At 61.2% G+C, this 25,751-nt stretch carries 19 protein-coding genes; 7 read left to right on the top strand and 12 right to left on the bottom strand.

All coding sequences use genetic code 11. The features are described 5' to 3' along the window. The first annotated feature begins 51 nt into the window (after window positions 1-51). A complete protein-coding gene (gene lpxC, locus GKKCFE_RS20880; RefSeq protein WP_030139673.1) occupies window positions 52-963 on the top strand; it encodes a UDP-3-O-acyl-N-acetylglucosamine deacetylase in 912 nt (303 codons plus the stop codon). Window positions 964-1,707: 744 nt separating this feature from the next. Here the strand turns inward: lpxC and GKKCFE_RS20875 are convergent. The 5 genes from GKKCFE_RS20875 to GKKCFE_RS20855 all read right to left on the bottom strand — a co-directional run bounded on the left by GKKCFE_RS20875 (window position 1,708) and on the right by GKKCFE_RS20855 (window position 9,759). Continuing rightward, the gene (locus GKKCFE_RS20875) at window positions 1,708-3,204 is read right to left on the bottom strand and encodes a sensor domain-containing diguanylate cyclase (RefSeq protein WP_139049260.1); all 1,497 of its coding nucleotides are present in this window, start codon (window positions 3,202-3,204) and stop codon (window positions 1,708-1,710) included. 245 nt (window positions 3,205-3,449) lie between these two features. Beyond that, a complete protein-coding gene (locus GKKCFE_RS20870; protein WP_047228908.1) occupies window positions 3,450-4,778 on the bottom strand; it encodes a heavy metal sensor histidine kinase in 1,329 nt (442 codons plus the stop codon). 35 nt (window positions 4,779-4,813) lie between these two features. Beyond that, on the bottom strand, window positions 4,814-5,485 hold the full coding sequence (locus GKKCFE_RS20865) for a heavy metal response regulator transcription factor (protein ID WP_047228825.1): 672 nt from the start codon (window positions 5,483-5,485) through the stop codon (window positions 4,814-4,816). Between the two features lie 9 nt (window positions 5,486-5,494). Beyond that, entirely contained in the window at window positions 5,495-8,605 is a 3,111-nt protein-coding gene (locus GKKCFE_RS20860; RefSeq protein ID WP_445577040.1) for a multidrug efflux RND transporter permease subunit, read from the bottom strand. Continuing rightward, the gene (locus GKKCFE_RS20855; protein ID WP_047228827.1) at window positions 8,602-9,759 is read right to left on the bottom strand and encodes an efflux RND transporter periplasmic adaptor subunit; all 1,158 of its coding nucleotides are present in this window, start codon (window positions 9,757-9,759) and stop codon (window positions 8,602-8,604) included. Before GKKCFE_RS20855 ends, GKKCFE_RS20860 begins: the two co-directional genes overlap by 4 nt. A 236-nt stretch (window positions 9,760-9,995) precedes the next feature. Between GKKCFE_RS20855 and GKKCFE_RS20850 the strand changes: the two genes are divergently transcribed. After that, entirely contained in the window at window positions 9,996-10,250 is a 255-nt protein-coding gene (locus tag GKKCFE_RS20850; protein ID WP_047228828.1) for a hypothetical protein, read from the top strand. A 27-nt stretch (window positions 10,251-10,277) separates the two neighbouring features. On the opposite strand, the gene GKKCFE_RS20845 is transcribed toward GKKCFE_RS20850, so the two are convergent. Then, on the bottom strand, window positions 10,278-11,246 hold the full coding sequence (locus GKKCFE_RS20845) for a LysR family transcriptional regulator (protein WP_047228829.1): 969 nt from the start codon (window positions 11,244-11,246) through the stop codon (window positions 10,278-10,280). A 311-nt stretch (window positions 11,247-11,557) separates the two neighbouring features. Here GKKCFE_RS20845 and GKKCFE_RS20840 point away from each other — a divergent pair, with 311 nt between their 5' ends. Genes GKKCFE_RS20840 through GKKCFE_RS20825 form a run of 4 tightly spaced genes read left to right on the top strand, consistent with a single transcriptional unit; the run spans window position 11,558 to window position 16,306 of the window. After that, window positions 11,558-13,030, top strand: coding sequence for an efflux transporter outer membrane subunit (locus GKKCFE_RS20840; protein WP_047228830.1), 1,473 nt, complete (start codon window positions 11,558-11,560; stop codon window positions 13,028-13,030). 7 nt (window positions 13,031-13,037) lie between these two features. Then, the gene (locus GKKCFE_RS20835) at window positions 13,038-15,230 is read left to right on the top strand and encodes an FUSC family protein (RefSeq protein ID WP_445578060.1); all 2,193 of its coding nucleotides are present in this window, start codon (window positions 13,038-13,040) and stop codon (window positions 15,228-15,230) included. After that, entirely contained in the window at window positions 15,220-15,420 is a 201-nt protein-coding gene (locus tag GKKCFE_RS20830) for a DUF1656 domain-containing protein (protein WP_024617598.1), read from the top strand. The genes GKKCFE_RS20835 and GKKCFE_RS20830 overlap by 11 nt, the downstream gene beginning before the upstream one ends. Before the next feature lie 10 nt (window positions 15,421-15,430). Then, complete coding sequence (locus GKKCFE_RS20825; RefSeq protein WP_316912187.1) at window positions 15,431-16,306, top strand: HlyD family secretion protein; 876 nt, start codon at window positions 15,431-15,433, stop codon at window positions 16,304-16,306. 117 nt (window positions 16,307-16,423) lie between these two features. Here the strand turns inward: GKKCFE_RS20825 and GKKCFE_RS20820 are convergent, their stop codons facing one another. Together GKKCFE_RS20820 and GKKCFE_RS20815 are read right to left on the bottom strand one after the other, a co-directional pair. After that, window positions 16,424-17,248, bottom strand: a complete 825-nt coding sequence (locus GKKCFE_RS20820; RefSeq protein ID WP_339489057.1) for an SDR family oxidoreductase — start codon at window positions 17,246-17,248, stop codon at window positions 16,424-16,426. 31 nt (window positions 17,249-17,279) lie between these two features. After that, window positions 17,280-17,744 carry a multidrug transporter gene (locus GKKCFE_RS20815; protein WP_139049193.1) on the bottom strand — a complete coding sequence of 155 codons (465 nt, stop codon included), beginning with the start codon at window positions 17,742-17,744 and terminating at the stop codon, window positions 17,280-17,282. A 173-nt stretch (window positions 17,745-17,917) separates the two neighbouring features. Between GKKCFE_RS20815 and GKKCFE_RS20810 the strand changes: the two genes are divergently transcribed. Then, window positions 17,918-20,635 (top strand): RHS repeat domain-containing protein, encoded by a 2,718-nt coding sequence (locus GKKCFE_RS20810; RefSeq protein WP_445577039.1) that lies wholly within the window; start codon window positions 17,918-17,920, stop codon window positions 20,633-20,635. A 73-nt stretch (window positions 20,636-20,708) separates the two neighbouring features. Here GKKCFE_RS20810 and GKKCFE_RS20805 read toward each other — a convergent pair whose 3' ends face one another. From GKKCFE_RS20805 to GKKCFE_RS20790, 4 genes are all read right to left on the bottom strand, one after another. After that, entirely contained in the window at window positions 20,709-22,160 is a 1,452-nt protein-coding gene (locus GKKCFE_RS20805; protein ID WP_047228836.1) for a mannose-1-phosphate guanylyltransferase/mannose-6-phosphate isomerase, read from the bottom strand. Window positions 22,161-22,311: 151 nt separating this feature from the next. Beyond that, a complete protein-coding gene (locus tag GKKCFE_RS20800) occupies window positions 22,312-22,980 on the bottom strand; it encodes an alginate O-acetyltransferase AlgF (RefSeq protein ID WP_047228837.1) in 669 nt (222 codons plus the stop codon). A gap of 14 nt (window positions 22,981-22,994) precedes the next feature. Next, window positions 22,995-24,170, bottom strand: coding sequence for an alginate O-acetyltransferase (locus GKKCFE_RS20795; RefSeq protein ID WP_305466749.1), 1,176 nt, complete (start codon window positions 24,168-24,170; stop codon window positions 22,995-22,997). Between the two features lie 11 nt (window positions 24,171-24,181). Further along, complete coding sequence (locus GKKCFE_RS20790) at window positions 24,182-25,747, bottom strand: MBOAT family O-acyltransferase (protein WP_047228839.1); 1,566 nt, start codon at window positions 25,745-25,747, stop codon at window positions 24,182-24,184. Between the last annotated feature and the right edge of the window lie 4 nt (window positions 25,748-25,751).

The following is a 25,751-nucleotide window of genomic DNA, read 5'->3' as shown; positions in this document are numbered from 1 at the left end:
GCCAGCCTTTGTTGATACCAGTTCGCAATTTGCGCTGAAGCGGCCCATGCCATGATTAAACAACGCACCCTGAAGAATATTATCCGTGCCACAGGTGTCGGCTTGCACTCCGGCGAGAAGGTCTACCTGACCCTCAAGCCCGCGCCTGTCGATACTGGCATCGTGTTTTGTCGTGCCGACCTCGACCCTGTGGTGCAGATCCCTGCTCGCGCGGAAAACGTTGGTGAAACCACTATGTCGACCACACTGGTCAACGGTGACACCAAAGTGGATACGGTGGAGCACTTGCTCTCGGCCATGGCTGGCCTGGGCATCGATAACGCCTACGTCGAGCTCTCCGCGTCCGAAGTCCCGATCATGGATGGCAGTGCCGGACCCTTCGTATTCCTGATTCAATCGGCTGGCCTGGAAGAGCAGGACGCAGCCAAGAAGTTCATCCGTATCCTGCGGGAAGTGACCGTGGAAGACGGCGACAAACGCGCCACTTTCGTGCCTTTCGAAGGTTTCAAGGTGAGCTTCGAGATCGATTTCGATCACCCGGTTTTCCGTGACCGCACCCAGAGTGCAAGCGTGGACTTTTCCAGCACTTCGTTCGTAAAAGAAGTCAGCCGCGCCCGTACCTTTGGTTTCATGAGTGATATCGAGTACCTGCGCAAGCACAACCTCGCACTCGGCGGCAGTGTTGAAAACGCGATCGTGGTTGATTCCGATGGTGTGTTGAACGAGGACGGCCTTCGTTATGAGGACGAATTCGTCAAGCACAAGATTCTCGATGCAATCGGCGACCTCTACCTGCTGGGCAATAGCCTGATTGGTGAGTTCAAAGGCTTCAAGTCCGGCCACGCGCTGAACAACCAGCTGCTGCGCAAGTTGATTGAGCAGAAAGATGCTTGGGAAGTCGTGACGTTCGAAGACGCCAGCACCGCACCAATCTCTTACATGCGCCCTGTAGCGGCCGTGTAAGCATAAAAACCTCTCTAGTTTTTAAAGGCTGCCTTCGGGTGGCCTTTTTTTATGGCTGCTTTCTGGGACGTTTGTGGCAATAGGGGTAATGCTGTTTTTTGAGTTGAGTTGAGTTGGGGTACATATCCGTTTCTGCGGTAATGGCCACTGGCGGTTCCGCCCTTACGGCGGGTCACTTTCGAAAAGCGCGAAAGTAACCAAAGCGCTCATGCCCCACCACTAGGTGCCTCGCTTAGGCTCGGCATGCCCTCACTCCGGCATTGCTCCGTGGGCCCGCCGCGAAGGACCATCCATGGTCCAGCGCGGCTATCCCGGCATCCATGCCGGGATGCCCACTCCACAATGCCTGCGTTCGGCCAGCGTGGTTAACGGGGCGCCGAGATCAACGTCCACCGCGAGGAGGCCTGACAGCCGGCCTGGTTCTTTCGGTCGTACACCTGTCAGATCTGTGGGAGCAAAGCTTGCTCGCGAAGGCGGCCTGACAGCCGGCCTATTTCTTGTGGTAGTACTCCGATCCAATTGTGGGAGCGAGCCTGCTCGCGAAGAGGCCGGCACATTCAACATCCTCATTGACTGAACCACCGTCATCGTGAGCAGGCTCGCTCCCACAGGATGAACGCGGTCATCAAAAAACAGGTCGGCTGTCAGGCCGCCTCGCGGAGGACGTTGATCTCGGCGCCCCGTTACCGCAGCAATGGATACACACCTACCCAAATCGGTCGAATAGCCACATGGAAGGGGCCATTACATCGCACAAACCACACGATTGCGCCCACTGGCCTTGGCCTGGTATAGCGCCTTGTCAGCCGCGAACATGAGCTGCTCGAGTTCGCCATAAGGTCCTTGGGCCCAGGTGGCAATGCCAATGCTGACGGTCATGGGGGCTGCGCCAGGAATGAAGGGGGGCAACTGTTCCACCGCTTCGCGAATGTTCTGGGCCATGGTAAAGGCTCCGGCGGTGGTGGTTTCCGGCAGTACCACCGCGAACTCCTCACCGCCGTAGCGCGCTGCCAGGTCGGCCGGTCGGCGGACATGCCTACCGATCAGATGCGCCAGGGTGCGCAAGGCCTCATCACCACTTGGGTGGCCGTGGCGATCGTTGAATGCCTTGAAGTGATCGGCATCGATCATCATGACTGACAGCGGTTGGCCCGAACGCTGGGCCCGCAGCCATTCCTGTTGCAGCGTTTCGTCCAGAGTCCGGCGGTTGGCCAGGCCCGTCAGCGAGTCGATGGACGCCAGTTGCGCCAGTTCCCGTTCAGCATGGTGGCGCCGCCTAAGTTCATGACGCAGCAGCCAGGTGAGCCAGAGCAAACCGATGCACAATGCCCCCGTAGCACCGCTGACCAGCAGCGCCGTGCGTTTCCAGGAGGCGAAGACTTCATCGGAGGAGAGCGCTACCACCACGATCAAAGGCAGGTCGCCCACTTGGGAGAAGGTGTACAGGCGCGGCTTCTGGTCCTGACCGGATACGCTGGTGAAGCTGCCGTTGCCTTCGCGCAGGATGCGCATGAAGTTCGGGCGGTTGCTGAAATCCTTGCCAATCAGGTCCTCGGCCAGGGGCGGCTCCTGGGCCAACAGAAAGCCTTCGCTGCTCACCAGATTGACTGTGCCGCCATGACCGATGTTCAGGCTCTTGAACAATTGGTTGAAATAGTTCAAGCGCATCGCGGCTTCCGCCACGCCCAGGAACTCCCCTTGTTCGTCGTTTAGTCTGTAGCTGAAACTGATACGCCAGTCCTGCGCGGCACTTCTGGAGCGAAACGGGCGACTGATCATCATGCCCGGGCTTGGGTTATGGACATGGGACTGGAAGTATTCCCGGTCGGCGTAGTTGCCCTTTCGTGGCTCGATCGAGGCGGAGTCGGCGACTACATTGCCGCGCTTGTCGAGCAGCAGGATGTCGCCTTTATAGGGGGCGGCGGTGGCACGGTCGAAGAGGGCCAAGTGGCGAATCGTCGGCGAAACGTCTTTCAGGTCGTTGCGTTGGGCGGCGGCGACCAAACCTTGTAGCGACAGATCGTAGAGCTCCACGTTGCGCAGCACGTCGGCATCAATCAGTTGCACGATATTGGTCGCCGAACGTGTCGCGGCTTGTTGGGCGGCGGCGTATTCGCGGATCAGCAGGAAGGTCACGATGCTCAGGATGGCAATGACAACCAACGAACTGGCCAGTACGAGTACCCGTTCCGAGCGTATCGAAAACGGGGTATTGCCGGGTGTCGCACTGCTCGCGCTCATGGTTCCGATGTCTGCATTTGTCATGTGGCTGGGATCCGTCCCAAAGGGTTGCATAACCGGCAATGCACCAGATGCTGGCCTTTTGCTGATTGTGCTTGGATCGGTGAGAGCGGGCAATCAGTGTTCGCGCAATAACGCGTGAGCGCTGCCGAAGGCGGAGATCTTTTTACTTTGCTTGATTTGGCTTTCATCCAGCATTCAATCGCCTGGAATTCATCCCAATACGATCTACACAGCGTGGGGTGTCAGGCCGGCAAGCGGATCCCGAAGGTATTCACGCCCCGGTCACTGCGCACGAAGACATCCCCGCCGTGCATCAGCGCAATCGCCTTGACGATGGCCAGCCCCAACCCGTGGTTGGCGCCACTGTTGCTGCGGGAGGCATCTACCCGGTAGAACCGTTCGAACAGGCGTGGCAGGTGTTCATCGGCAATCGGTTCGCCGGGGTTGGTGACGGCGAGGGTGATCTGGTCGCCCAGGGCCTCAATGCGCACATTGATCACTTGCCCCGGGGCGGTGTGTCGCACCGCGTTGCTCAGCAGGTTGATCAGTGCGCGGCGCAGGTGGGCGATCTCGATGTTGGCCTGGGCGTCACCGCTGACCCTGACCTGGACCTGGGCGTCTTCGAGGATGAAGTCCAGGTAGTCGAGGGTGGTCGCCACTTCGCCGGCCAGGGAGGTGCTGGTGAGTTTGGTGGCTTTGTTGCCCTGGTCGGCGCTGGCGAGGAACAGCATGTCGTTGATGATCGAGCGTAGCCGCTCCAGCTCTTCGAGATTCGATTGCAGCACCTCGAAGTAATGTTCGGCCGAGCGCCCACGGGTCAGCGCCACCTGGGTCTGGCCGATCAGGTTGGTCAGGGGCGAGCGCAGTTCATGGGCGACGTCGGCGTTGAACGACTCCAGTCGCGAGTACGCCTGTTCGACCCGGTCGAGGGTGGCGTTGAAGGAACTGACGAATTGACTGAGCTCCGGCGCCAACGGTGACATCTGCAAGCGCCCGGACAAGCGCGGTGGTGTCAGGCGTCTGGCCTCATCGGACAGTTTGATCAGCGGCTTGAGGCCGATACGCGCTACCCAGTAGCCCAGCAAGGAGGCCAGGATCACCCCGACAATCGCCAAGCTCACCAGTGCCACGAGCAAATAGTGTTGGGTCTGGTAGAACGTCTGGGTGTCGATGCCGATCATGAAGCGCAACGGTGGACGCTGGTCCTTGGCCGGGAACTGGCTGACGAGCACTTTCATCGGGTATTGCTGGGCCGCCAGTTTCAGGTCGCGCTTGCCCAGCGAACCTTCGGCGAAGGCACGAATCTGTGGATCGGGGTTGCCATATTCAAAGCGTGGATCGCCACTGACGATCCAGAAGTGAATGCGTTTGTCTTCCTCTCCCAGCAGGCGCAACTTGTTATTGATCTTCACCCAGTGCTCGGGTGTGCCGTAGCGACCGACCGTGGATTCGAGCACGCTGTAGCGCGCATCGAGTTCGGCTTCCGGCAGCAGGCCCAGACCCTTTTCGACTTGCTGGTACAAGGCTCCGCCGATCAACAGGAACACCAATGCCGCCACCAGCGTGAACATGCCGCTCAGGCGCAGGGCAATACTGTCGGGCAAAGTCACTCTCTGCTCTCCAGCACATAACCCATTCCACGAATCGTGTGCAGCAGTTTCTGTTCGAACGGCCCGTCGAGCTTGGCCCGCAAGCGTTTGATGGCCACTTCCACCACATTGGCGTCGCTGTCGAAGTTGATGTCCCAGACCATTTCGGCAATGGCGGTTTTCGACAGTATTTCGCCCTGGCGACGTGCCAGGACGCTGAGCAGCGAGAACTCCTTGGCCGTCAGGTCCAGGCGTTGGCCTGCGCGGGTGGCCTTGCGGCTTATCAGGTCGATCCACAGGTCGGCGATGCTGACCTGCACCGGTTCATGACTGCCGCTGCGGCGGGTCAGGGCTTGCAGGCGGGCCACCAGCTCCAGGAAGGAGAACGGCTTGCCCAGGTAATCATCGGCGCCGTCTCGCAAGCCCTTGATGCGGTCTTCGACCCGTTCACGGGCGGTGAGCATGATCACCGGGGTCTGTTTGCGGGCGCGCAGGGCCCGCAGCACGCCGAAGCCGTCCAGGCCTGGCAGCATGACGTCCAGCACGATCACCGCGTAGTCGCTTTCCAGCGCCAGGTGCAGCCCCTCGACGCCGTCCGGCGCCACATCTACGGTGTAGCCCTGTTCGCTCAGGCCGCGATGCAGATAGTCCGCGGTTTTTTCTTCGTCTTCGATGATCAGAACGCGCATGGCCCCGCCTCAGTCTGTGGTCGCCAGCGTCGTCGGCGCAGGTCCGGGCTGCTGGACGGGCCGATGAAACAGTCGCTCGAGCCATAAGTATATGACCGGTGTAGTGAACAACGTCAGCGCCTGGCTCACCAGCAGGCCGCCGACCACTGCAATGCCCAACGGCTGGCGCAGTTCTGCGCCGGGGCCGGAGCCGAGCATCAGCGGCAGGGCTCCCAGCAGGGCGGCCAGGGTGGTCATGATGATTGGGCGAAACCGGGTCAGGCACGCCTGGAAAATCGCTTCCTGGGGCGTCAAGCCACCCTTGCGCTGGGCGTCGAGGGCGAAGTCGATCATCAGGATGCCGTTTTTCTTGACGATGCCGATCAGCAGCACCAGTCCGATCAGCGCCATGATCGAAAAATCCTGGCCCAGCAACCACAGCATGACCAGCGCGCCGAGGCCGGCCGAGGGCAGGGTGGAGATGATCGTCAACGGGTGTACGAAACTCTCGTAGAGCACGCCGAGGATGATGTACACCGCCAACAGCGCGGCGAGGATCAGCCATGGCTGGCTGGCCAGGGAGCTTTGGAATGCCTGGGCCGCGCCCTGGAAGTTACCGGTAATGGAGGCCGGCATGCCGACCTCGTTCTTGGCCTGGTCGAGCATGCGCACCGCATCCCCCAATGCCACGCCGGGCGCCAGGTTGAACGACAGATTGGCGGCCGGGAACATGCCGTCGTGGGCAATGGACAGCGGGCCGTTGGTCGGCGCATCGAAGCGGGCCAGGGCCGAGAGCGGGACCATCTCACCACTGAGCGGCGAGCGCAGGTAGAAATAGGCCAGGCTCTCGGCCCGGCCGCGTTGCGCTGTGTCGAGCTCCAGGATCACGTTGTACTGGTTGGTCTCGGTCTGGAATTCGTTGATCTGCCGCTGGCCGAAGGCGTCGTACAGGGCCTGGTCGACATCGCTGGCGGTAAGGCCAAAGCGCGCCGCCGCGCTGCGGTCGATGTTGATGTGGGTGATGCTGCCGCCCAGTTGCAGGTCGTTGGAGATGTCCCGGAACGCGGGGTTACCGCGCAGCCTGTCGGTGAGTTTTTGTGTCCAGGTGTTGAGCGTCGGTCCGTCGTTGCTCTTGAGCACGTATTGATACTGGGCGCGGCTCGGACCGGGACTGAGGTTGATGTCCTGCCCGGCCCTCAGGTACAGCACCACGCCGGGGATGCCCAGCAGTTTGGGGCGGATCCGGTCGATGAACGCGCTGGCCGACACGTCACGCTGATCCTGGGGCTTGAGGGCGATCCAGAAGCGACCATTGGCGATGGTCTGGTTGGAACCCGAGACGCCGACAGCGTGAGAAAAGCTCTGCACCGCCGGGTCGGCGGCGACGATCTCGGCCAGGGCCTTGTGTTTGGCCACCATGTCCGGGAATGACACGTCGGCGGCGGCTTCGCTGGTGCCCAGCACCAGGCCGGTGTCTTGTACCGGGAAGAAACCCTTGGGAATGAATACGTAGCCCGCCACTGCCAGCGCCAGGGTCACGCCGAACACGCCGATCATCAGCCTCTGATGGGCCAGGGCCCAGCGCAGTGTCCGTTCATACCCACCCAGCAGGCGTTCGCCGAAACTTCGCTTGCCATGGGCATGAGGCGTCGGTGCGCGCATGAACAGCGCAGCCAGGGTCGGTGCCAGGGTCAGGGACACCACCACCGAAATCAGGATGGTCGAAGTGGCGGTCAGGGCAAACTCCTTGAACAGACGCCCGACCACGCCACCCATGAAGAGCAGGGGAATGAACGCGGCTATCAGCGAAAAACTGATGGAGATCACCGTGAAGCCGATTTCGCCAGCTCCTTTGATCGCCGCTTCGCGCATGCCATCACCCGCCTCCAGGTGCCGGTGAATGTTCTCCACCACTACGATCGCATCGTCCACCACGAACCCGACTGAGATCACGATAGCCACCAGGGTCAGGTTGTTCAGACTGAAGCCCATCACATACATCAGGGCGAAACTGGCGATCAGCGACACGCCCAGGACCGCTGAGACAATCAGAGTCGCCGAGAGCTGGCGCAGGAACAGCGCCATCACCGCCACCACCAGCAGCACCGCGATCAGCAAGGTGATCTCCACCTCATGCAGCGAAGCGCGGATGGTCTGCGTACGGTCGTTCAGTACCTTGACTTGCACGGCCGCGGGCAGCATGGCTTCCAGGGTCGGCAAGGCTGCCTGGATGCGGTCGACGGTGTCGACGATGTTCGCCCCCGGCTGACGGAAAATCACCAGGTTGAGCCCCGGTTGCTCGTCGGACCAGGCCTGAATGTAGGCGTCTTCCGAACCATTGATGACTTTGGCGACGTCCTTGAGATGAACCGGTGCCCCATCCTTGTAGGACACGATCAACTCACCATATTCCTCTGGCTGGAACAGCTGATCGTTGGTGGACAGGGTGGAAACGCTCGACTCGCCGTAAAGCGCCCCCTTGGCCAGGTTGAGGCTGGCCTGCTGGAGCGCCACGCGAATGTCGGCCAGGGTCAGACCGATGGCGGCGAGTCGGTCCGCCGAGGCCTGTACCCGGATCGCCGGACGTTGCTGGCCGGTGATGTAGATTTGTCCCACGCCATCGATCTGGCTGAGTTGCCGGGCGAGCAGGGTTTCGACGTAGTCGCTCAATTCGGTGCCGGGCATCAGGCTGGAACTGATGCTGAGGATCAACACCGGGCTGTCGGCCGGATTGACTTTGCGCCAGGTGGGCAGGTTCGGCATGTCCTGGGGCAGTTTGCCGGAGGCGGTATTGATGGCCGCTTGCACTTCCTGGGCGGCGGTGTCGATGCTTTTGTCCAGGCTGAACTGCAAGGTCAGGTTGGTCGAGCCCAGGGCACTGCTGGAGGTCATCTGGGTAATGCCGGAAATGGCGCTGAATTGCACTTCCAGTGGGGTCGCCACCGACGAAGCCATGGTTTCGGGGCTGGCGCCGGGCAACAGAGCCCTGACCTGGATGGTCGGGAATTCCGCTTCAGGTAACGGCGCGACAGGCAGGCGAGGAAAGGCGATCAATCCCAGCAGTATCAGGGCGAAGGTCATCAGGACCGTGGCAATGGGGTGGTCGATGCACCACGCTGAAATCGAACCGCGGCCCTTCATGGTTTTGGCTCCGGCACATTGGCCTGGGCCACTGGGTCACCGAGCACCTGGATGCGGCTGCCGGGCTTGAGCCGTGACTGACCGTCGCTCACCAGTTGATCGCCCGCGCTCACCCCTTTGATGATGTGCAGGTCACTGTCCTGGTACACCATCACCACCGGTACGCTCTCTACCTGGTCGCCGGTGATTCGGTACACGAAAGGTTGCTCCAGGCCGCGCTGAACCACGGTCGGTGGAACCACCAGGGCGTCCTTGTCGAGTGCGGTCTGGATTTTCAATGTCACCAACTGCCCTGGCCATAGCCGTTGCGCGGCGTTGCTGAATTCAGCCTTGGCCCGCAGGGTGCCGGTGTTGGCGTTGATCTGGTTGTCGATCAGGCTCAGGCGGCCCTCGCCGAGCATTTCACCGGAGGTCCCATCAGCGCCTATGTAGGCCTGGACCAGCGCTTGCTCGGGGGCGGCCATCAACCGTTGCAAGGTGGGCAGCATTTGTTGGGGCAGGGCGAACTCCACTGCGATCGGGTCGATCTGGGTCACGGTGAACAAGCCCTCGGTGTCGCTGGTGCGCAGGAAGTTGCCTTCGTCCACGTTGCGAATGCCGACGCGACCGGTCACCGGGGAGCGGATCCGGGTGTAGGACAACTGCACCTGGGCGGCATCGATGGCCGCCTGATTGCCCTGGGCGGTGGCCTTGAGCTGGTTGACCAGTGCCTGTTGCTGGTCGTAAGTCTGTTTCGATACGCCGTCGTCGACACTGAGCAATTTGTAACGCTTGAGATTGACCTGGGCGACCGCCAGTTGTGCCTGGCTTTCACCGAGTTGGGCCCTGGCCTGGTCAAGGCTGGCGCGGATCGAGCGGTCGTCGATGGTGGCCAGCAGTTCCCCCTTCTTGACCTGTTGCCCTTCCTTGACCAGCAGTTGAGTGAGGATGCCGTCGATCTGCGGGCGGATCACCACGCTGTGCAGTGACAACACCGTGCCGATGCCACTGGCAAAGCGCGGCACATCCTTTTGCACCACGCTGATCACTCTTACCGGCACGGCCACGGGCGCGCCGGGTTTGGCGGTGACAGGCTTCATGACATACCAGAGGGCGACAGCCGCCAGAGCGACCAGGAGCGCGACGAGCAAGACGGTTTTTTTCTGGATGTGCATGGATGTGGGAGGCCGGTTCAGGACAGAGGGATTTTTATCTTTCTTATATAGCGTTGTGAGGTGGTCAGGAAGGTGACGCCTAACTGACGGGCTTGTCAGTTTTGTCCCGACTTGCTGTCAGACGAGTGAAGGGCCGATTGAATCCGCCCTGCGCGCGCTGGTATCGGGCGGGTATACTGCCGACTTTCGCGGCTCGCTCTCCGGGCCCGACTTGCACGCATTACCCGGAGCTTTACATGACTTCCCCAACACCTTCGCCCGCGGACGAACGCCCGAACGGCGAACAGGCCGACCGGCCCGACAGCGATGTTTCCAGCGGCGAGAGCGTCAACGCGATCCCGACCTTCAAGTTTCCGTTCAAGCCCGGTGAGCTGGCCGCGGCCAAAGGGGCCGGGCAGCAGCCTTGGTACAAGAACGGCGCGAAGAACGGTCATACCAAGACCCCTGGCGCCGCGCCTCCCGGCACGCGTCGCTCGATGGGCAAGCGCTGATATCACCCTTGGAGCACGGGCGCGAAATCAGTTCGCGACCCGTGCACCGGCCAGACTGCCACTCAACTCATAGGCCGTCAGTTCGGCCTGGTGCGCCGCGAGGATTTCCGGCAGCGAGCCGCGCAGGTACTCGACCCAGGTCTTGATCTTCGCATCCAGGTACTGGCGCGAAGGATAGATGGCGTAGAGGTTCAGTTCCTGGGAGCGGTAGTTGGGCATGACCCGCACCAGCGTGCCATTGCGCAAGCCCTCGATGGCGGCATACACCGGCAACACGCCCACGCCCATGCCACTGGTGATCGCGGTTTTCATGGCATCGGCGGAGTTCACCAGGAACGGTGAGTTGCTGATGGTGACCATCTCTTGGCCTTCGGGGCCGTCAAATACCCATTTCTCCAGCGGAATGACCGGGCTGACCAGGCGCAGGCAGGCGTGGTTGAGCAGGTCGCCGGGTTTCTGCGGGCAGCCGCTGGCTTTCACGTAGGCAGGTGATGCGCAGACGATGCTGTAGGTGATCCCCAGGCGCTGGGAGACAAAGCCCGAGTCCGGTAATTCGCTGGCCAGTACGATGGAAACGTCGTAACCCTCGTCCAGGATGTCCGGCACACGATTGGCCAGGGTCAGGTCGAAAGTCACGTCGGGATGGGTTTTACGATAGCGGGCGATGGCATCGATCACGAAATGCTGGCCGATGCCGGTCATGGTATGGACCTTCAACTGCCCGGCAGGACGTGCGTGAGCATCGCTGGCCTCGGCTTCAGCCTCCTCGACATACGCCAGGATCTGCTCGCAACGCAGCAGATAGCGTTTGCCGGCCTCGGTCAGGGCGATGCGGCGGGTGGTGCGGTTGAGCAGGCGGGTTTGCAGATGGGCTTCCAGGTTGGAAACCGCACGCGAAACGTTGGCTGTGGTGGTATCCAGTTGCACGGCAGCGGCGGTGAAACTGCCCGCTTCAGCAACACAGCTGAACGCACGCATGTTTTGCAAAGTGTCCATGGGAGGCTCTCTTGGGAGATGGCAAATTGTGACACGAAGTTACAGCGCAGCGGACCCCGACTAATGGATTATCGCAGTAACGGTAACAAAGATTCGCAGAAAGGTCGGCTTATCGCCGTTCGATGGGGTGCCTAGAATTGCGGCCAATCCTGGATCGCTGATTGCTGTGGGAGCGAGCCTGCTTGCGATGGCGGCATCACATTCCCCTCAATGTGTCTGCCTGGACGCTATCGCGAGCAGGCTTGCTCCCACAGTTGCGTCACCGGGCATTCAGCCTCTTCACGCCTCCCCATCTCAGGAATTTTGCGCAAGTGCCGCGTTGCATCAGCAGAGAGCTGAAGACTCTCAGTGTTTGGCTTTTAACGTTCACCATCAGCGGTTGCATCGGCACGGGAGGGATTGCGCCGCAAGGCCAGGCATTGTCGGCCAATCAACTGGCCACCGATGAAGCGATCCGCGAGGCTGCCCGTGATGCTCACTGGCCCACCGGCCAGTGGTGGAATGCCTATGGCGACCGGCAACTGGATCGCTGGATCGACCTGGCCGTGCATGACAGCCCGAGCCTGGCCCTGGCCGCTGCCCGCGTGCGGCAGGCCAAGGCCATGGCCGGTGTCGTCGAGGCTGCCGAGTCGCTACAGATCAATGGTCAAGCGACCCTCAAGCGCCACAACTGGCCCACCGATCAGTTCTATGGCCCTGGCGAGTTGGCCGACACCACCACTTGGGACAATAACGCGGGCCTGGGCTTGAGCTATGCGCTGGACCTGTGGGGCCGCGAGCGCAACGCCAGTGAGCGGGCCGTCGACCTGGCTCATGTCAGCGTGGCCGAGGCGCGGCAGGCGCAGTTGGAGTTGCAGAACAACATCGTGCGCACCTATATCCAGTTCGCGTTGCACTATGCCCAGCGCGATATCGTCGTGGCGACCCTCCATCAGCAGGAGCAGATTCTCGAACTGGCGCAAAAGCGTCTGGACGGCGGCATCGGCACCCATTTCGAAGTCAGCCAGGCCCAGGCGCCATTGCCTGAGACCCATCGGCAACTCGACGCCCTCGACGAAGCCATTGCCTTGAGCCGCAATCAACTGGCGGCGCTGGCGGGCAAAGGGCCAGGAGACGGGGCGCGGCTGCAGCGCCCGACCCTGGCCCTCGGTGCGCCCTTGAAGTTGCCGTCGGCCTTGCCCGCCGAATTGCTCGGCCAGCGTCCGGACGTGGTGGCCGGGCGTTGGCAAGTGGCCGCTCAGGCACGGGGTATCGATGTCGCGCGTGCCGGGTTTTATCCCAATGTCGACCTGGTGGGCAGTATCGGCTACATGGCGACCGGTGGCGGGGCGCTGGAGTTCTTGACCGGCAAGAAGCTCAACTACAGCGTCGGACCGGCCATCACACTGCCGATTTTCGACGGTGGGCGCCTGCGCTCACAGTTGGGGGAGGCGGCGGCCGGTTATGACATCGCCGTGGCCCACTACAACCAGACGCTGGTCGATGCACTCAAGAGCATTTCCGATCAGTTGATCCGCCGTGAGTCCATGGACAAACAACACGTCTTCGCTGCTGAGTCGGTGGCCGCCGCGCAACGCACCTACGACATCGCGATGGTTGCGTTCCAGCGCGGGCTCACTGACTACCTCAACGTGCTCAACGCCCAAAGCCTGTTGTTCAAGCAGCAACAGGTGCAGCAGCAAGTGGAGGCGGCGCGTCTGACGGCCCATGCCGACCTGGTGACGGCGTTGGGCGGTGGCCTGGACGCCGGCAAGGACATCCCTGACTTGAGCCATGTTGAGTAGTTCTATTGTGATGTCTTTATGCGCTCCTGCCCGCTGGCTGTACCGCCTCGAATGGCGCCGTGGTTTCTTCGACTGGGCTCGCAGCGACGGTGTGACATGGGTCTACATTTTCAAAGTGCTGCTCGCCGCCTTCCTGACATTGTGGCTGGCGATGCGTCTGGAGCTGCCGCAACCGCGCACGGCCATGATCACGGTGTTTATCGTCATGCAGCCCCAGAGCGGGCAGGTGTTCGCCAAGAGTTTCTATCGCTTGCTCGGCACGCTGGCCGGCTCGGCGGTGATGGTGGCGCTGATTGCCTTGTTCGCCCAGAACACCGAACTGTTTCTGGGCAGTCTGGCGATCTGGGTCGGCGTCTGTTCAGCGGGCGCGGCGCGTTATCGCAACTTCAGGGCCTATGGTTTTGTGCTGGCCGGCTACACCGCGGCCATGATCGGTCTGCCGGCCCTGGCTCATCCGGAAGGCGCGTTCATGGCGGCGGTCTGGCGTGTGCTGGAAATTTCCCTGGGGATTCTCTGCGCGACCCTGATCAGCGCCGCGATCTTGCCGCAAACCGCCAGCGCCGCCATGCGCAACGCCCTGTACCAACGCTTTGGAGTGTTCGCCCTGTTTGTCACGGATGGCTTGCGTGGGCGCAGCAAACGCGAGGCATTCGAGGCGCGTAACGTCGGTTTCATTGCCGAAGCCGTGGGCCTGGAAAGCCTGCGCAGCGTGACGGTGTTCGAAGACCCGCACATGCGTCGGCGCAACGGTCGGCTCAGCCGCTTGAACAGCGAGTTCATGGGCATCACCACCCGATTCAACGCCTTGCACCAGTTGCTCGAACGTCTACGCAGCCGCGGGGTGGATCATGTGGTGAATGCCATTAAACCGGGTCTGCTAACGTTGGCCGAGTTGCTGGACGGTTTTAGCGCCCGCGCCCTGACCGATAAGGATGCCGCGCGCCTGGCGGCGGAGCTGGCAACCTATAAAGCCGATTTGCCGGCACAGGTCCGCAGGCTGCGTGGGGTGTTCGAAGAAACAGATCCGAGCGAGGCAGAACGGCTGGATTTCCACACCGCCTATGAGCTGCTGTATCGCTTCGTCGATGACTTGCACGGCTACGCCCAGACCCATGCGTCGCTGGCTGATCATCGCCACGAACGCGAGCAATGGGACCAACCTTTCATGCCGCAGACCAACGGTCTGGCGGCTGCGGCGTCGGGGTTTCGGGCAGCGTTCATCCTGCTGGTGCTGGGCAGCTATTGGGTCGCCACGGCCTGGCCGAGCGGTGCGACCATGACGATGATTGCCGCCGCCACGGTGGGCTTGTCGGCCGCCACGCCCAACCCCAAACGCATGGCGTTCCAGATGGCGTGTGGCACGCTGCTCGGGGCCTTGATCGGTTTCGTCGAGATGTTTTTCATCTTCCCGCTGATCGATGGCTTCCCCTTGCTCTGCGTGATGTTGGCGCCGGTGATCATGTTGGGCTCATTCCTCAGCTCGCGACCGCAATACGCCGGGGTCGGGTTGGGGTTGTTGATCTTCTTCTGCACAGGCTCGGTGCCCGACAACCTGACGGTCTACAACCCCTACACCTTCATCAACGATTACCTCGCGATGATCCTTGGCATGCTGGTATGTGCCGCTGCCGGGGCAATCATTCTGCCGCCCAACAGTCGCTGGTTGTGGCGCCGGCTCGAACAAGACCTGCGCGAGCAGGTGGTGTTTGCCATCAGCGGCCGGCTCAAGGGCCTGGCCTCGGGCTTTGAAAGTCGCACCCGGGACTTGCTGCATCAGGCTTATGGGCTGGCGGCGGGGCAACCTGGGGTGCAGCGGGATCTGTTGCGCTGGATGTTTGTGGTCCTGGAAGTCGGCCACGCGATTATCGAATTGCGCAAGGAACAGGCGATCTTGCCCGTGCATCCGGCCTATGCCCCAAGCCAGCCCTGGCGCCAGGCGATCCGCGTGATGGGGCGGGCGTTGGTGCGGCTGTTCCGCCAGCCCGGCCAGAGCAATCTGGAGCGCGCCCTGCTGGCGGTCGACCATGCCATCAGCCGCGTACAGGCCAGTGACGAACCCTTCGCCCCGCATTTCGACACCTCAGCCCTGCGCCGGGTGAAAAGCTACCTGCATTTCATCCGCACCTCGCTGTTGGACCCGCAATCGCCATTGGCGGCCTACGCCAGGCCGCTGCCCCAGGAACCCGAACATGCCTCGTGAAATCGCCTTCCATGGCGTGTACATGCCCACCATGACCCTGATGTTTTTCATCGCCGCCGCCCTGGCCTGGGCCCTGGATCGTTTTCTGTCGGGGTTGGACCTGTACCGCTTTTTCTGGCACCCGGCGCTGCTGCGCCTGAGTCTGTTTACCTGCCTGTTTGGCGCGCTGGCGCTGACGGTCTACCGTTGAGATCAATGCGATGAAAAAGTTTTTCAGCCTGCTTGCGACGCTGTTGGTGCTGGCCCTTGCGCTGTGGATCGGCCGGATGTTGTGGGTGCACTACATGAACACTCCGTGGACCCGTGATGGTCGGGTACGCGCCGACATCATCAACGTCGCCGCCGACGTCAGTGGCGAGGTGGTCGAGGTACCGGTGCGTGATAACCAGTTGGTAAAAAAGGGCGACCTGCTGATGCGCATCGACCCCGAGCATTACCGCATTGCGGTGAAACAGGCTCGCTCTTTGGTGGCCTCGCGCAAGGCAACCTGGGAAATGCGCAAGGTCAACGCTCATCGGCGTGCCGATCTGGACAGCCTGGTGATCTCCCGGGAAAACCGTGACGACGCCAGTAACATTGCCGACTCGGCCCTGGCCGATTACCAGCACGCCCAGGCGCAACTGGAGGCTGCCGAACTGAATCTGGCCCGTACCCAGGTCCGCGCGGCGGTGGACGGTTATGTCACCAACCTCAACGTGCATCGGGGCGACTATGCGCGCATCGGCGAGGCGAAAATGGCCGTGGTGGACATGAATTCGTTCTGGGTCTACGGCTTCTTCGAAGAAACCAAGCTGCCCAAGGTGCGGGTCGGTGATTCGGCGCAGTTGCAGTTGATGAGCGGCGAGGTGCTCAAGGGGCATGTGGAAAGCATCTCGCGGGGCATCTACGACCGTGACAACCCCGCAAGCCGCGAGTTGATCGCCGATGTGAACCCGACCTTCAACTGGGTTCGCCTGGCGCAGCGGGTGCCGGTGCGGATCCATATCGACGAAGTGCCGGACGGTGTGCTGCTGGCGGCGGGGATGACCTGTACGGTGGTGGTCGATCCCAAACCGAGCGCTGACGCCCACGGATAATTGTGGGCGCGAGCCTGCTCGCGATAGCGGTGTTTCAGTAGGCAAGGAGGTTGGTTGCGCCGTCGCTATCGCGAGCAGGCTCGCTCCCACAGGGTTTCATGCGTGTTTACCCTGTGTTTACAGCGACCCACCCAACCCGAACCGCTTCATCAAGCCTTTTTCCAGCAACCCCTTGGGCAGCAAACCGGCCATCAACGGCAACGCCCGGCTGCCATTGCCCAAACGCAGCAAGCGCGGGGGGCTGGGTTGCTGCACGGCCTTGAGCAGTCCTGCGGCAAAATCGCTGGCCGGGGTCGGGTTGTCCTGGGACGCCTTGGCGCGGCTGCGGATGCCGTCGCGCAGAGGCCACCAAGGTGACTGTTCGCTGATCAGTTGCTCGGCTTCATGGCCGGCATTTTTGGCGAAGCTGGAGGCGATGGCGCCGGGCTGGACTTCCATCACGCGGATGCCGAACGGTGCCAGTTCCATGCGCAGCGCATCGCTCAAGGCATGCACCGCCGCCTTCGAGGCGCAATAGGCGCCGGCAAATGGCGTCACCAGCACGCCGGAAACGCTGCCGATGTTCACCACCAAACCCTTGGCCCGGCGCAGCACCGGGAACAGTGCGCGGGTCACTCCGACGACCGCGAACACGTTGGTTTCGAACTGGCGCTGCATGGCCGGCACACCACCGTCCAACAATGGACCCATGGCGCCGTAGCCGGCATTGTTGATCAGCACATCGAGACCGCCGTGTTGTTGGTTGATGCGTTCGCTCAACTGTTCCAAGGCCGGGCCATCATTGACGTCCAGTTGTATGGCGGTAAACCCGGCAGCACTGAGCAGCGCCACGTCCTCATCCTTGCGTGCACTGGCCCATACTTGATAGCCGGCGGCCTTGAAGGCATCGGCGAGGGCGCGGCCGATGCCGCTGGAACATCCGGTAATCAACGCAACGGGCATAGCCATTCCTTATGCAAACAGTGAGAGGGGATCAGTTGGAGAAGCTGCCTTGCAATCGTTCGGCGCGAAACTCCAGGGTTTGTGGGCGGTAGCCGGGACGCAGTGGCGGCAGGGGCAGGCAATCCTGCCAGTCCGCGCCGGGCTGCAACTCGCCTGGGCCTCTGTAACGAGGTGCGGTGTACTGATTGTCGGCCAGGTTGATGGTGTCGCCGGGTGCATACGCCGCGATTCGCCAGCGCAGTTCGATCAGCGGTACATCGTTGCCATTGGTCATGTTCAGCAACAGCGGACGGTCGGCCGGGCAGCGTTCGGGGGCGTAAGTGACGCGCAGATCCAGGCGCGCCAGTTGCCGGGTTTCGCGGTTGTCCTCCCAGAGTACCCACGCGGCCACCAGTCCCAACCCGACGAACGCCGCCAGGGACACCGGCAACGCCTTGGCCGGATAGCGCAGCAGCAGGATGAGCCAGGTGATGACCAGCAAGACGCCGATAAGCATGGTTGAAGCCTCCGTTACCGTCACACCATCCTACCGGAGGGGGCGGGCCGTGGGTATTCATCCGTCTCGGGCCGTCGGTCGCCGCTGTCATATCTGACAGTAGGCAAGGGTTGTCTGCCCTTGTTAGATGCCGTTTACGACGCTGCGGTGCTACGACCAAGAGGTCTGATTAGATGGGCATGGATCAGAGAACCCCGAGGCTGATGGCCTTTGACCCAAGGAATTTACCGGTTCGTTCGGTCGACTATTGGCGCAACATCGAGAACGGGCCCACGCAAGAGCGCGTCACTCGCAGCCTTTTCGATGCCGCCGGTCGTTTGGCAAAACAGTGGGATCCTCGATTGTGGCGCTTGCAACAAGACGATCAGTCGGCGCCGGCCAACCTTACGACGGTTTATTCGCTGTCCGCTGCCGCGCTGCGTACCGATAGCGTCGATGCGGGCAGGCAGATCGATCTGCCTGGGCTCGCCGGCGAGGGTTTGCGGGCGTGGGACGGTCGGGGCACGCATCGCGAGGTGGGCTACGACGACCTGCTCCGTCCCGTGGTGGTGCTCGAACAAGGCGCCGGGCAACTGCGTCGGTGCATGGAGCGGTTGAAGTACGGTTCCCCGGGCCGGGGCGATCGCGACCATAACCAGTACGGGCAGTTGATCCGTCACGATGACCCGGCGGGTAGCGTGCTGCTGGAGTCGTTTTCCCTCACCGCGCAAAACCTTGTCCAGAACCGTCGCTTCATCCTTGATGCCGTCACTCCCGACTGGCCGGAGCCGGAAGCCGAGCGCGAAACACTGCTCGAGCCCGGCGAGGGCGCCCGGTCAACCTGGTGCCTTGGCCCCCAGGGTGACGTGCTGGAGCAAATGGATGCCCTAGGCCATCGACAACGCAAGAGACTGACCCGCGATGGCCGGTTGCATGAAAATCACTTGTTATTAAACGGGCGGGACACATGGCAGCCGCTGGTCAGGGATATCCGTTACAGCGCCGAGGGGCAAATAGAGCAAGAAACGGCCGGTAACGGCGTGCAGACCACACTTAGCTACAGTCCCGATGATGGCCGGCTGATGGAGCGCCACGCCAGGTGCGCTGATCAGGTGCTGCAAGACCTGTTCTACACCTATGACCCCATGGGTAACGTGCTTAGTATCGAGGACAAGGCCCTGCCGGTGCGCTACTTCGCCAATCAGCGTATCAACCCGATCAGTCGTTTTATCTACGACAGTCTCTACCAATTGCTTGAAGCCAGCGGCTGGGAGGCGGGCGCTGCCAATCAGGGACCGGAGTCCGTTGGTCGCGTCGACCCGGCGGCGGTGAGCAACTACCGGCAGACCTATCGCTACGACGAAAGCGGCAACCTGCTGGAGCTGACCCATGTCGGCGCTCAGAATCATGGCCGCCAGTTGCAAGCGGCCCGCTACAGCAATCGTTGTTTGCCGTACCGCAACGGCGTGCCCCCAACGGAAGATGAAATCTGCGCCGCGTTCGATGCGCGGGGCAATTGTCTGGAACAGGACGAGGGGCGTTTCCTGGCTTGGGATCTGCGCAACCAGTTGAGTTCGGTCACCCCCATCGAACGCGCCTCAAGGCTTAACGACGGTGAGATTTATGTTTACGACGGCAGCGGTCTGCGCGTTCGCAAATTGCGCACTCTGCAAGCCGGTGCCCGGACGCTGACCGCCGAGGTGCGTTATTTGCCTGGGCTGGAACTGCGTGCCGACAGCGGCACTGGGGAGTCTCTCCAGGTCATCATCGTCCAGGGTGGGCTCAACAGTGTGCGGGTATTGCATTGGGAAAGCCCATCACCTGCGGGGGCCAATGACCTCTATCGATACAGTTTTACCGACCAATTGGGTTCGACCAGTCTGGAGCTTGCCCAGGACGGGAGAATTATCAGCCGCGAGCACTTCTATCCTTTCGGTGAGACCGCGTACCTGGCCGGGGAAGATGTGATCGAGGTCAGTTACAAGACAGTTCGTTACTCGGGCAAGGAGCGGGATGCAACAGGGTTCTATTACTACGGCTATCGGTACTACATGCCCGGTCTGCAGCGCTGGCTGAATCCGGACCCTGCGGGAGATATCGATGGGCTGAATCTGTACGCGATGGTGAGCAATAACCCGCTGACTTTTCGGGACGCCGACGGGCTCAACAAGACTGGCAAGTACGAAATAGAAGTGGGCGTAAAAAACCGACTGAAGCTCACAGCGGCAGCGCTTACGAGCAGGGTTGGCGTGTTCAAGGAAGCCACAGGAAAGTTCAGCGATGTGAATGACTTCAAAGTGGTGGAGGTCGGTGCATTCAATGACTATCTGGTGGGAGGGGATGAGGTCAAACAGAATCTACAACGCTACAAGCAACGCTATAAAGCCCTCTCCAGCGAAACATCGAGTTCGAAGGTCGTTGGGCAACCTTCAAACTTCGGTCTGGGGGCAAGCATTTCCAGTTACATGTTGCGCAGTGCCAATGATGTATTCGTGGACGAGCCGATCGATCCGGACGCGTTGAACAGGCACCCTGATTTCGTCGTTGAGCGGCGCTTTTTCGCGGTCATGAAAAAATCCGACAAGTTGAAACCACCTGAAGAGCGACAGATTTATGGTCTGGCCGAATTGAACGCGTTTACAACGAAGGGAAAAACCGAAGTGGATGTTGTGCAAGTGGTCGTCCACCCTGAAACCCAGGATGGCGGGACCTTGAAGAAAGAGGCGTTGGCGCAGGCCACCTCAGTGGCGCGACTGCCGATCCTGAAGGGGGTGGGTACATTCTTGACGGTGCATGCAATCAAGGCCATTTCGAAGGGCGCGGACATCAGAAAAATCAGAACGGACGCGGTCAATCCGCGCTCGGCCAGGATTGCCGAAAAGTTTGATGCCAAGCGAGTGGTCAATCAATAAAAAAGCCCCCACCCAACCCACTGCGGATAGGGGACGCAGTGGGCTGGACGGGGGCTTCTTGTTCTGCTGATCGTTATTGGGCGATGGTTTTCACCGACACGCCGCGTTCGACCGGGGTGGAGCGACCGTAGATGTCTTCGAAGCGTTCGATATCGTCTTCGCCCAGGTAGCTGCCGGACTGCACTTCGATGATTTCCAGCGGGATCTTGCCCGGGTTGCGCAGGCGATGAACCGAGGCGATCGGGATGTAGGTCGACTGGTTTTCGCAGAGCAGGAACACGTTCTCGTCGCAGGTCACTTCAGCGGTGCCGCTGACCACGATCCAATGTTCGGCGCGGTGGTGGTGCATCTGCAGCGACAGGCATGCGCCCGGCTTGACCGAGATGTGCTTGACCTGGAAACGACCGCCCATGTCCACCGAGTCATAGGAACCCCATGGACGATAGACCTCGCAGTGGTTCTGGGTTTCGGTGCGGCCCTGGGCGTTGAGGGTGTTGACCATTTGCTTGACGCCTTGGACCTTGTCCTTGTGGGCGATCATCATGGCGTCCTTGGTTTCGACCACCACGATGTTGTCCAGGCCGATCACCGACACCAGCTTGCCATTGCCGTGGATCATGCAGTTGCGGCTGTCCTGGACGACGACGTCGCCCTTGGTGACGTTGCCGTTGGCATCCTTGGCGTTGACTTCCCACAGCGACGACCAGCAGCCGACATCGCTCCAGCCGGCCGACAGTGGCACCACGCAGGCGCGCTGGGTCTTTTCCATCACCGCGTAGTCGATGGAGTTGTCCGGGCAGCAGGCGAAAGTGGCTTCGTCAAAGGTGATGGTATCGGCCGTCTGTTCGCTGCGCTCCAGGGTCAGCAGGCAGGTGTCGTAGATGTCCGGATCGTGTTTTTTCAGCTCTTCGAGGAAACGGCTGGCGCGGAACAGGAACATGCCGCTGTTCCAGAAGTAACCACCGGCTTCGACGAACTCGGTAGCGCGCTTGACGTCGGGTTTTTCGACGAAGTGCGAAACGCGGCTCACCCCTTCAGGCAGCAGGGCGTCGTTGGTCGACTTGATGTAGCCATAACCGGTTTCCGGTTTGGTGGCCGGTACGCCGAACAGAACCATTTCGCCACGCTCGGCGGCCACGGTGGCCAGGGCCAACGCACGCTGCAAGGCTTTCTGGTCTTCCAGCACGTGGTCGGCCGGCAGGACCAGCATCAGCTCGTCGCGGCCTTCATTGACCAGCATCATCGCCGTCAGGGCCACGGCCGGCGCGGTGTTGCGCCCGAACGGTTCCATCAGGATGCGCTGGGCTTCCAGCTTGCGGTTGGTCAACTGCTCGTTGACGATGAACCGGTGGTCTTTGTTGCAGACCACGATCGGGGTGTCCATGCCTTCGAACACCAGGCGCTCGAGGGTCTGCTGGAACAGGGTATGTTCGCCGGTCAGGGCCAGGAACTGTTTAGGGAATTGCTTGCGCGAAAGCGGCCAAAGACGTGAGCCGCTACCACCTGACAAGATCACCGGAATCATGTTTGTTACTCCTACAAATCGAAATGGTTTTTAGAGCTACTGCGTTCTGTCGTTTCACTCTCTTGTTGTTGTTCCTGCGGCAGTGGCAAGCCTTGAGCTTCAAGCTGCAAGCAAAAGCTTGCCGCTTGAAGCTGGAAACTTGCCGCTGCTCTTATCGGGTCGACACCGGGCGTTTTACCCACACTGGCGACAGGCTGCTGCCGGAGCCGGTGACGTACAGCACGGCCGCTTCGCCGCGTTCCAGGGCCACGGGCTTGAGGTCGCCGACTTTCTTGTCGCCGTCGAACAGCGCCAGGCTCACTTTCACCGGGTTGATTTCACGCTCGCCACGGCTCTTGGCCGCTACGGTCTTGACCACTTCGGTCTTGCCGTCGGCGGTCTTGAGGGTCAGCGGCTTGTCGCTAAGGTTCTGCACGCGAACCAGGGATTTCTGCTTGTTCTTGAATGGCGGTTCTTCGATCAACTGAGGCTGGCCGCTGGCGTTGTTGACCAGGGTGTAATAGTGATCGGGAGCCAGTTTTACCGGGACGGTCTGGCTGCCGACCTTGGCACTGTAGTCGCCGCCAGGCATGAAGCTGAAGTCGGTGCTGGCCAGTGGTGCTACGTCGCTCAGGTTGGTGCTGCCGACGGTCGCGCTGACTTCGGCGTTGCTGGCGTTGTAGATCCGCACGAAGCTCGACCCTTTTGGCGCAACCGGGCCATACAGGGCCGAGTCACCTCCGGCAAAGGCAGACAGTGAAAGGGCGCTCATGCTGGCAACCAGGGCAACGGCCTTGAGGGAGCGAGCGGCGAGACGGCGAGGAGTTGTAGTGAAAGTCATGGTGGACCTCTCTTTCAGTTTTGCGCCCGGTCGGGCGTCTCGGATGGGGTGTTGGCGGCTACGTTCTGTTGGCGTGCGCCGGCTTGCTTGAGTTCTGCGACCCACTGCGGGTCGGCGTCACCGATTTCGTTGTTCACAGGCAGATAACGTTCAGGAAACTCCCAGATCAGCACCTGTGGCGGGCTGTTCTTGAAGGCGTCGCTCTTGAGGTAGCTGAGCATTGGCAGAATCGGGCCATGGCCGTCTTCGGCGTAGTTCACGACGTCGCTGTTCAGGGCCTGCTTGAGGGCACCGACGAAGTTCCAGGTGGGGTTGGCGCTGTAGCTGGTGCCGATCAGCGCCACCGGCACTTGGGCATCGGCAAACAGCGCGTCGCCTTCGGCCGGCTGGTCGTCGGCTTCGCGGGTGGTGCGCTTGACCAGCGGCTCCTGGGCTGGCATCAGGTTTTCGAACAGTGGGTCCAGAGGCAGGAACTGACGCAGGTCGCCCTTGTGGATGATTTTTTCCGCTGGCGTTGTCACGAAACGTTGTGGCTCGCCGTTGAGTGGGGTGCGCTCGGCAATCGTCTTCGCCAGCTTCTCGGCGGCGACCTGCGCGCCTTCGGGAGTCCAGTGGGTGTCGGTGCGCAGGAACACTTGTTGGCCGCTTTGCTTGGCCTGTTGCATCGGGCCGAGCAGGTCAGGGGCCAGGATCTTGTCTGCCGCCACACGGGCATGGAAATCCTGGTAGAGGTTGGTGTGAATGCTGGACGGCTTCACTTCACCCAAGTGTTCCGGGTAGAGGCGCGCCTTGGCTGGCACGATCGCCATCACCAGGGTGATGCCCTGTTCCTTGAGCTTCTGGCGCACGCCTTCGACCAGCGCGTAGTTGCCCTGCAGGTTTTGCTCTTCGTTGACGATCGGATTGAACTCTTCGTCGCTGTACAGCCACTGATCGCGACCCAGGACCACGCCTTTGCGGCCCTCGTTGAACAGCTTGTAGTCCAGTGCCGCCCAGATGTTGGTGCCCAGGCGCTTGATCGGGAACTCGTCGTCGTAGTGCGTCTCGACGGCTTTGCTCCAACGACCGTTGAGCACGGTCGCATCAGGGTTGGTGCTGAAGCCGAAGAAGCTGCGCACCGACCACAGGCCCAGGACCGTCAAGGTCAGCAGGAACAGTGCGATGTAGAAGATGCGTAATGAGCGGGTCATGTTCAGATCCCTCAGAACTGGAAGTAAAGGAACGGCGAGAAGCTTTGCGCCGAGAGTTTGAGAATCGAGGCGATGAACAGCACCAGCACCAGCGTGCGCATCACGTAGCGCGGCCAGTCAGCGACCCAGTACGCCGGTTGCACCTGGGCTTCGACGCCCACGGTGTAGCCCGGTTGATGAATGCTCGACGGGTTGTCGCCCGGTACAGCCTTGATCAGTCCCGGTTGTGCAGTGGCCGGGCCATCGGCCTCGGTGTTCACTTCAGGCTTGGTCTTGACCGGTGGACGATTGGTGTAGAGATCGCGCAGGCCAAAGAAGGCGAGGGTGGCGTAGGCCACCGCCAGCGTGGCGATTTGCAGGCCGGTGAGGTTGGCACGGGTCAGTTCCGACAGCGACAAGTCACCGAAGCTGAACATGGCGCCATACATGCGGCCGGCCACGTGCAGGTTCTCGGCACGGAAGATCACCCAGCCCATTACCACCAGCAGGAACGTCAGTGCCCAACGGATCGGATTGATGCTGCGTGGCGTGGTGTTGATCCCCACCGCTTTTTCGATGGCCAGCCACATGCCGTGCCAGGCACCCCAGATCACGTAGGTGATGTTCGCGCCGTGCCACAGACCACCGAGTAGCATGGTCAGGAACAGGTTGCGATAGGTCATCAGCGTGCCTTTGCGATTGCCGCCCAGGGTGATGTAGAGGTAATCGCGCAGCCAGGTCGACAGGCTGATGTGCCAGCGCCGCCAGAACTCGGTAATCGACTGGCTGATGTAGGGCTGCTTGAAGTTCTCCATGAAACGGAAGCCCATCATCAAGCCCAGGCCGATGGCCATGTCGCTGTAGCCGGAGAAGTCGAAGTACAGTTGCGCGGTGTAGGCCAGGGCGCCGAGCCAGGCATCGCCCGTGGTCGGGTTCTCCAGGGCAAAGCAATGATCGGCCACCACCGCCAGGGTGTCGGCGATGAACACCTTCTTGATGAAGCCCTGCATGAAGCGCGTGCAGCCTTCGGAGAACTTGTCCAGGGTGTGGGTGCGGTTGTTGAACTGATCGGCCAGGTCGCGGAAACGCAACACGGGGCCGGCGATCAGGTGCGGGAAGATCGCCACGAACGCTGCGAAGTCGATCAGGTTGTGAGTTGCCGGGGTATCACCGCGATACACGTCGATGATGTAGCTGATGGACTCGAAGATGTAGAACGAGATCCCGATCGGCAACAACACGTGGGTCAGGATGAACGGATTGAGACCGAAGCCGGTAATGATCGCGTTGAGGCTGTCCACACCGAAGTTGGCGTACTTGAAGTAGCCCAGGATGCACAGATCCACACCCACGCCGAGCAACAGCCAGCGCTGGGCCGGTTTGGTGCGCACGCCGGCGGCGCCGACTTTCAGGCCGATCCAGTAGTTCCACAGGGTGACGCCGGCGAACAGCGCCAGGAAGTCCACGCGCCACCAGGCATAGAACACATAGCTGGCCAGCAATAACAGCAGGTTGCGATAGCGTTGCCCGCTCAAGTAGTACAAGCCGAGAAAGATCGGCAAGAACAGGAACAGGAACACATTGGATGAAAATACCATCCCG

Source organism: Pseudomonas sp. E141, from assembly GCF_052659885.1.
Note: the sequence above shows the minus strand (reverse complement) of the source record. Positions and strands in the feature narration are given on the sequence as shown.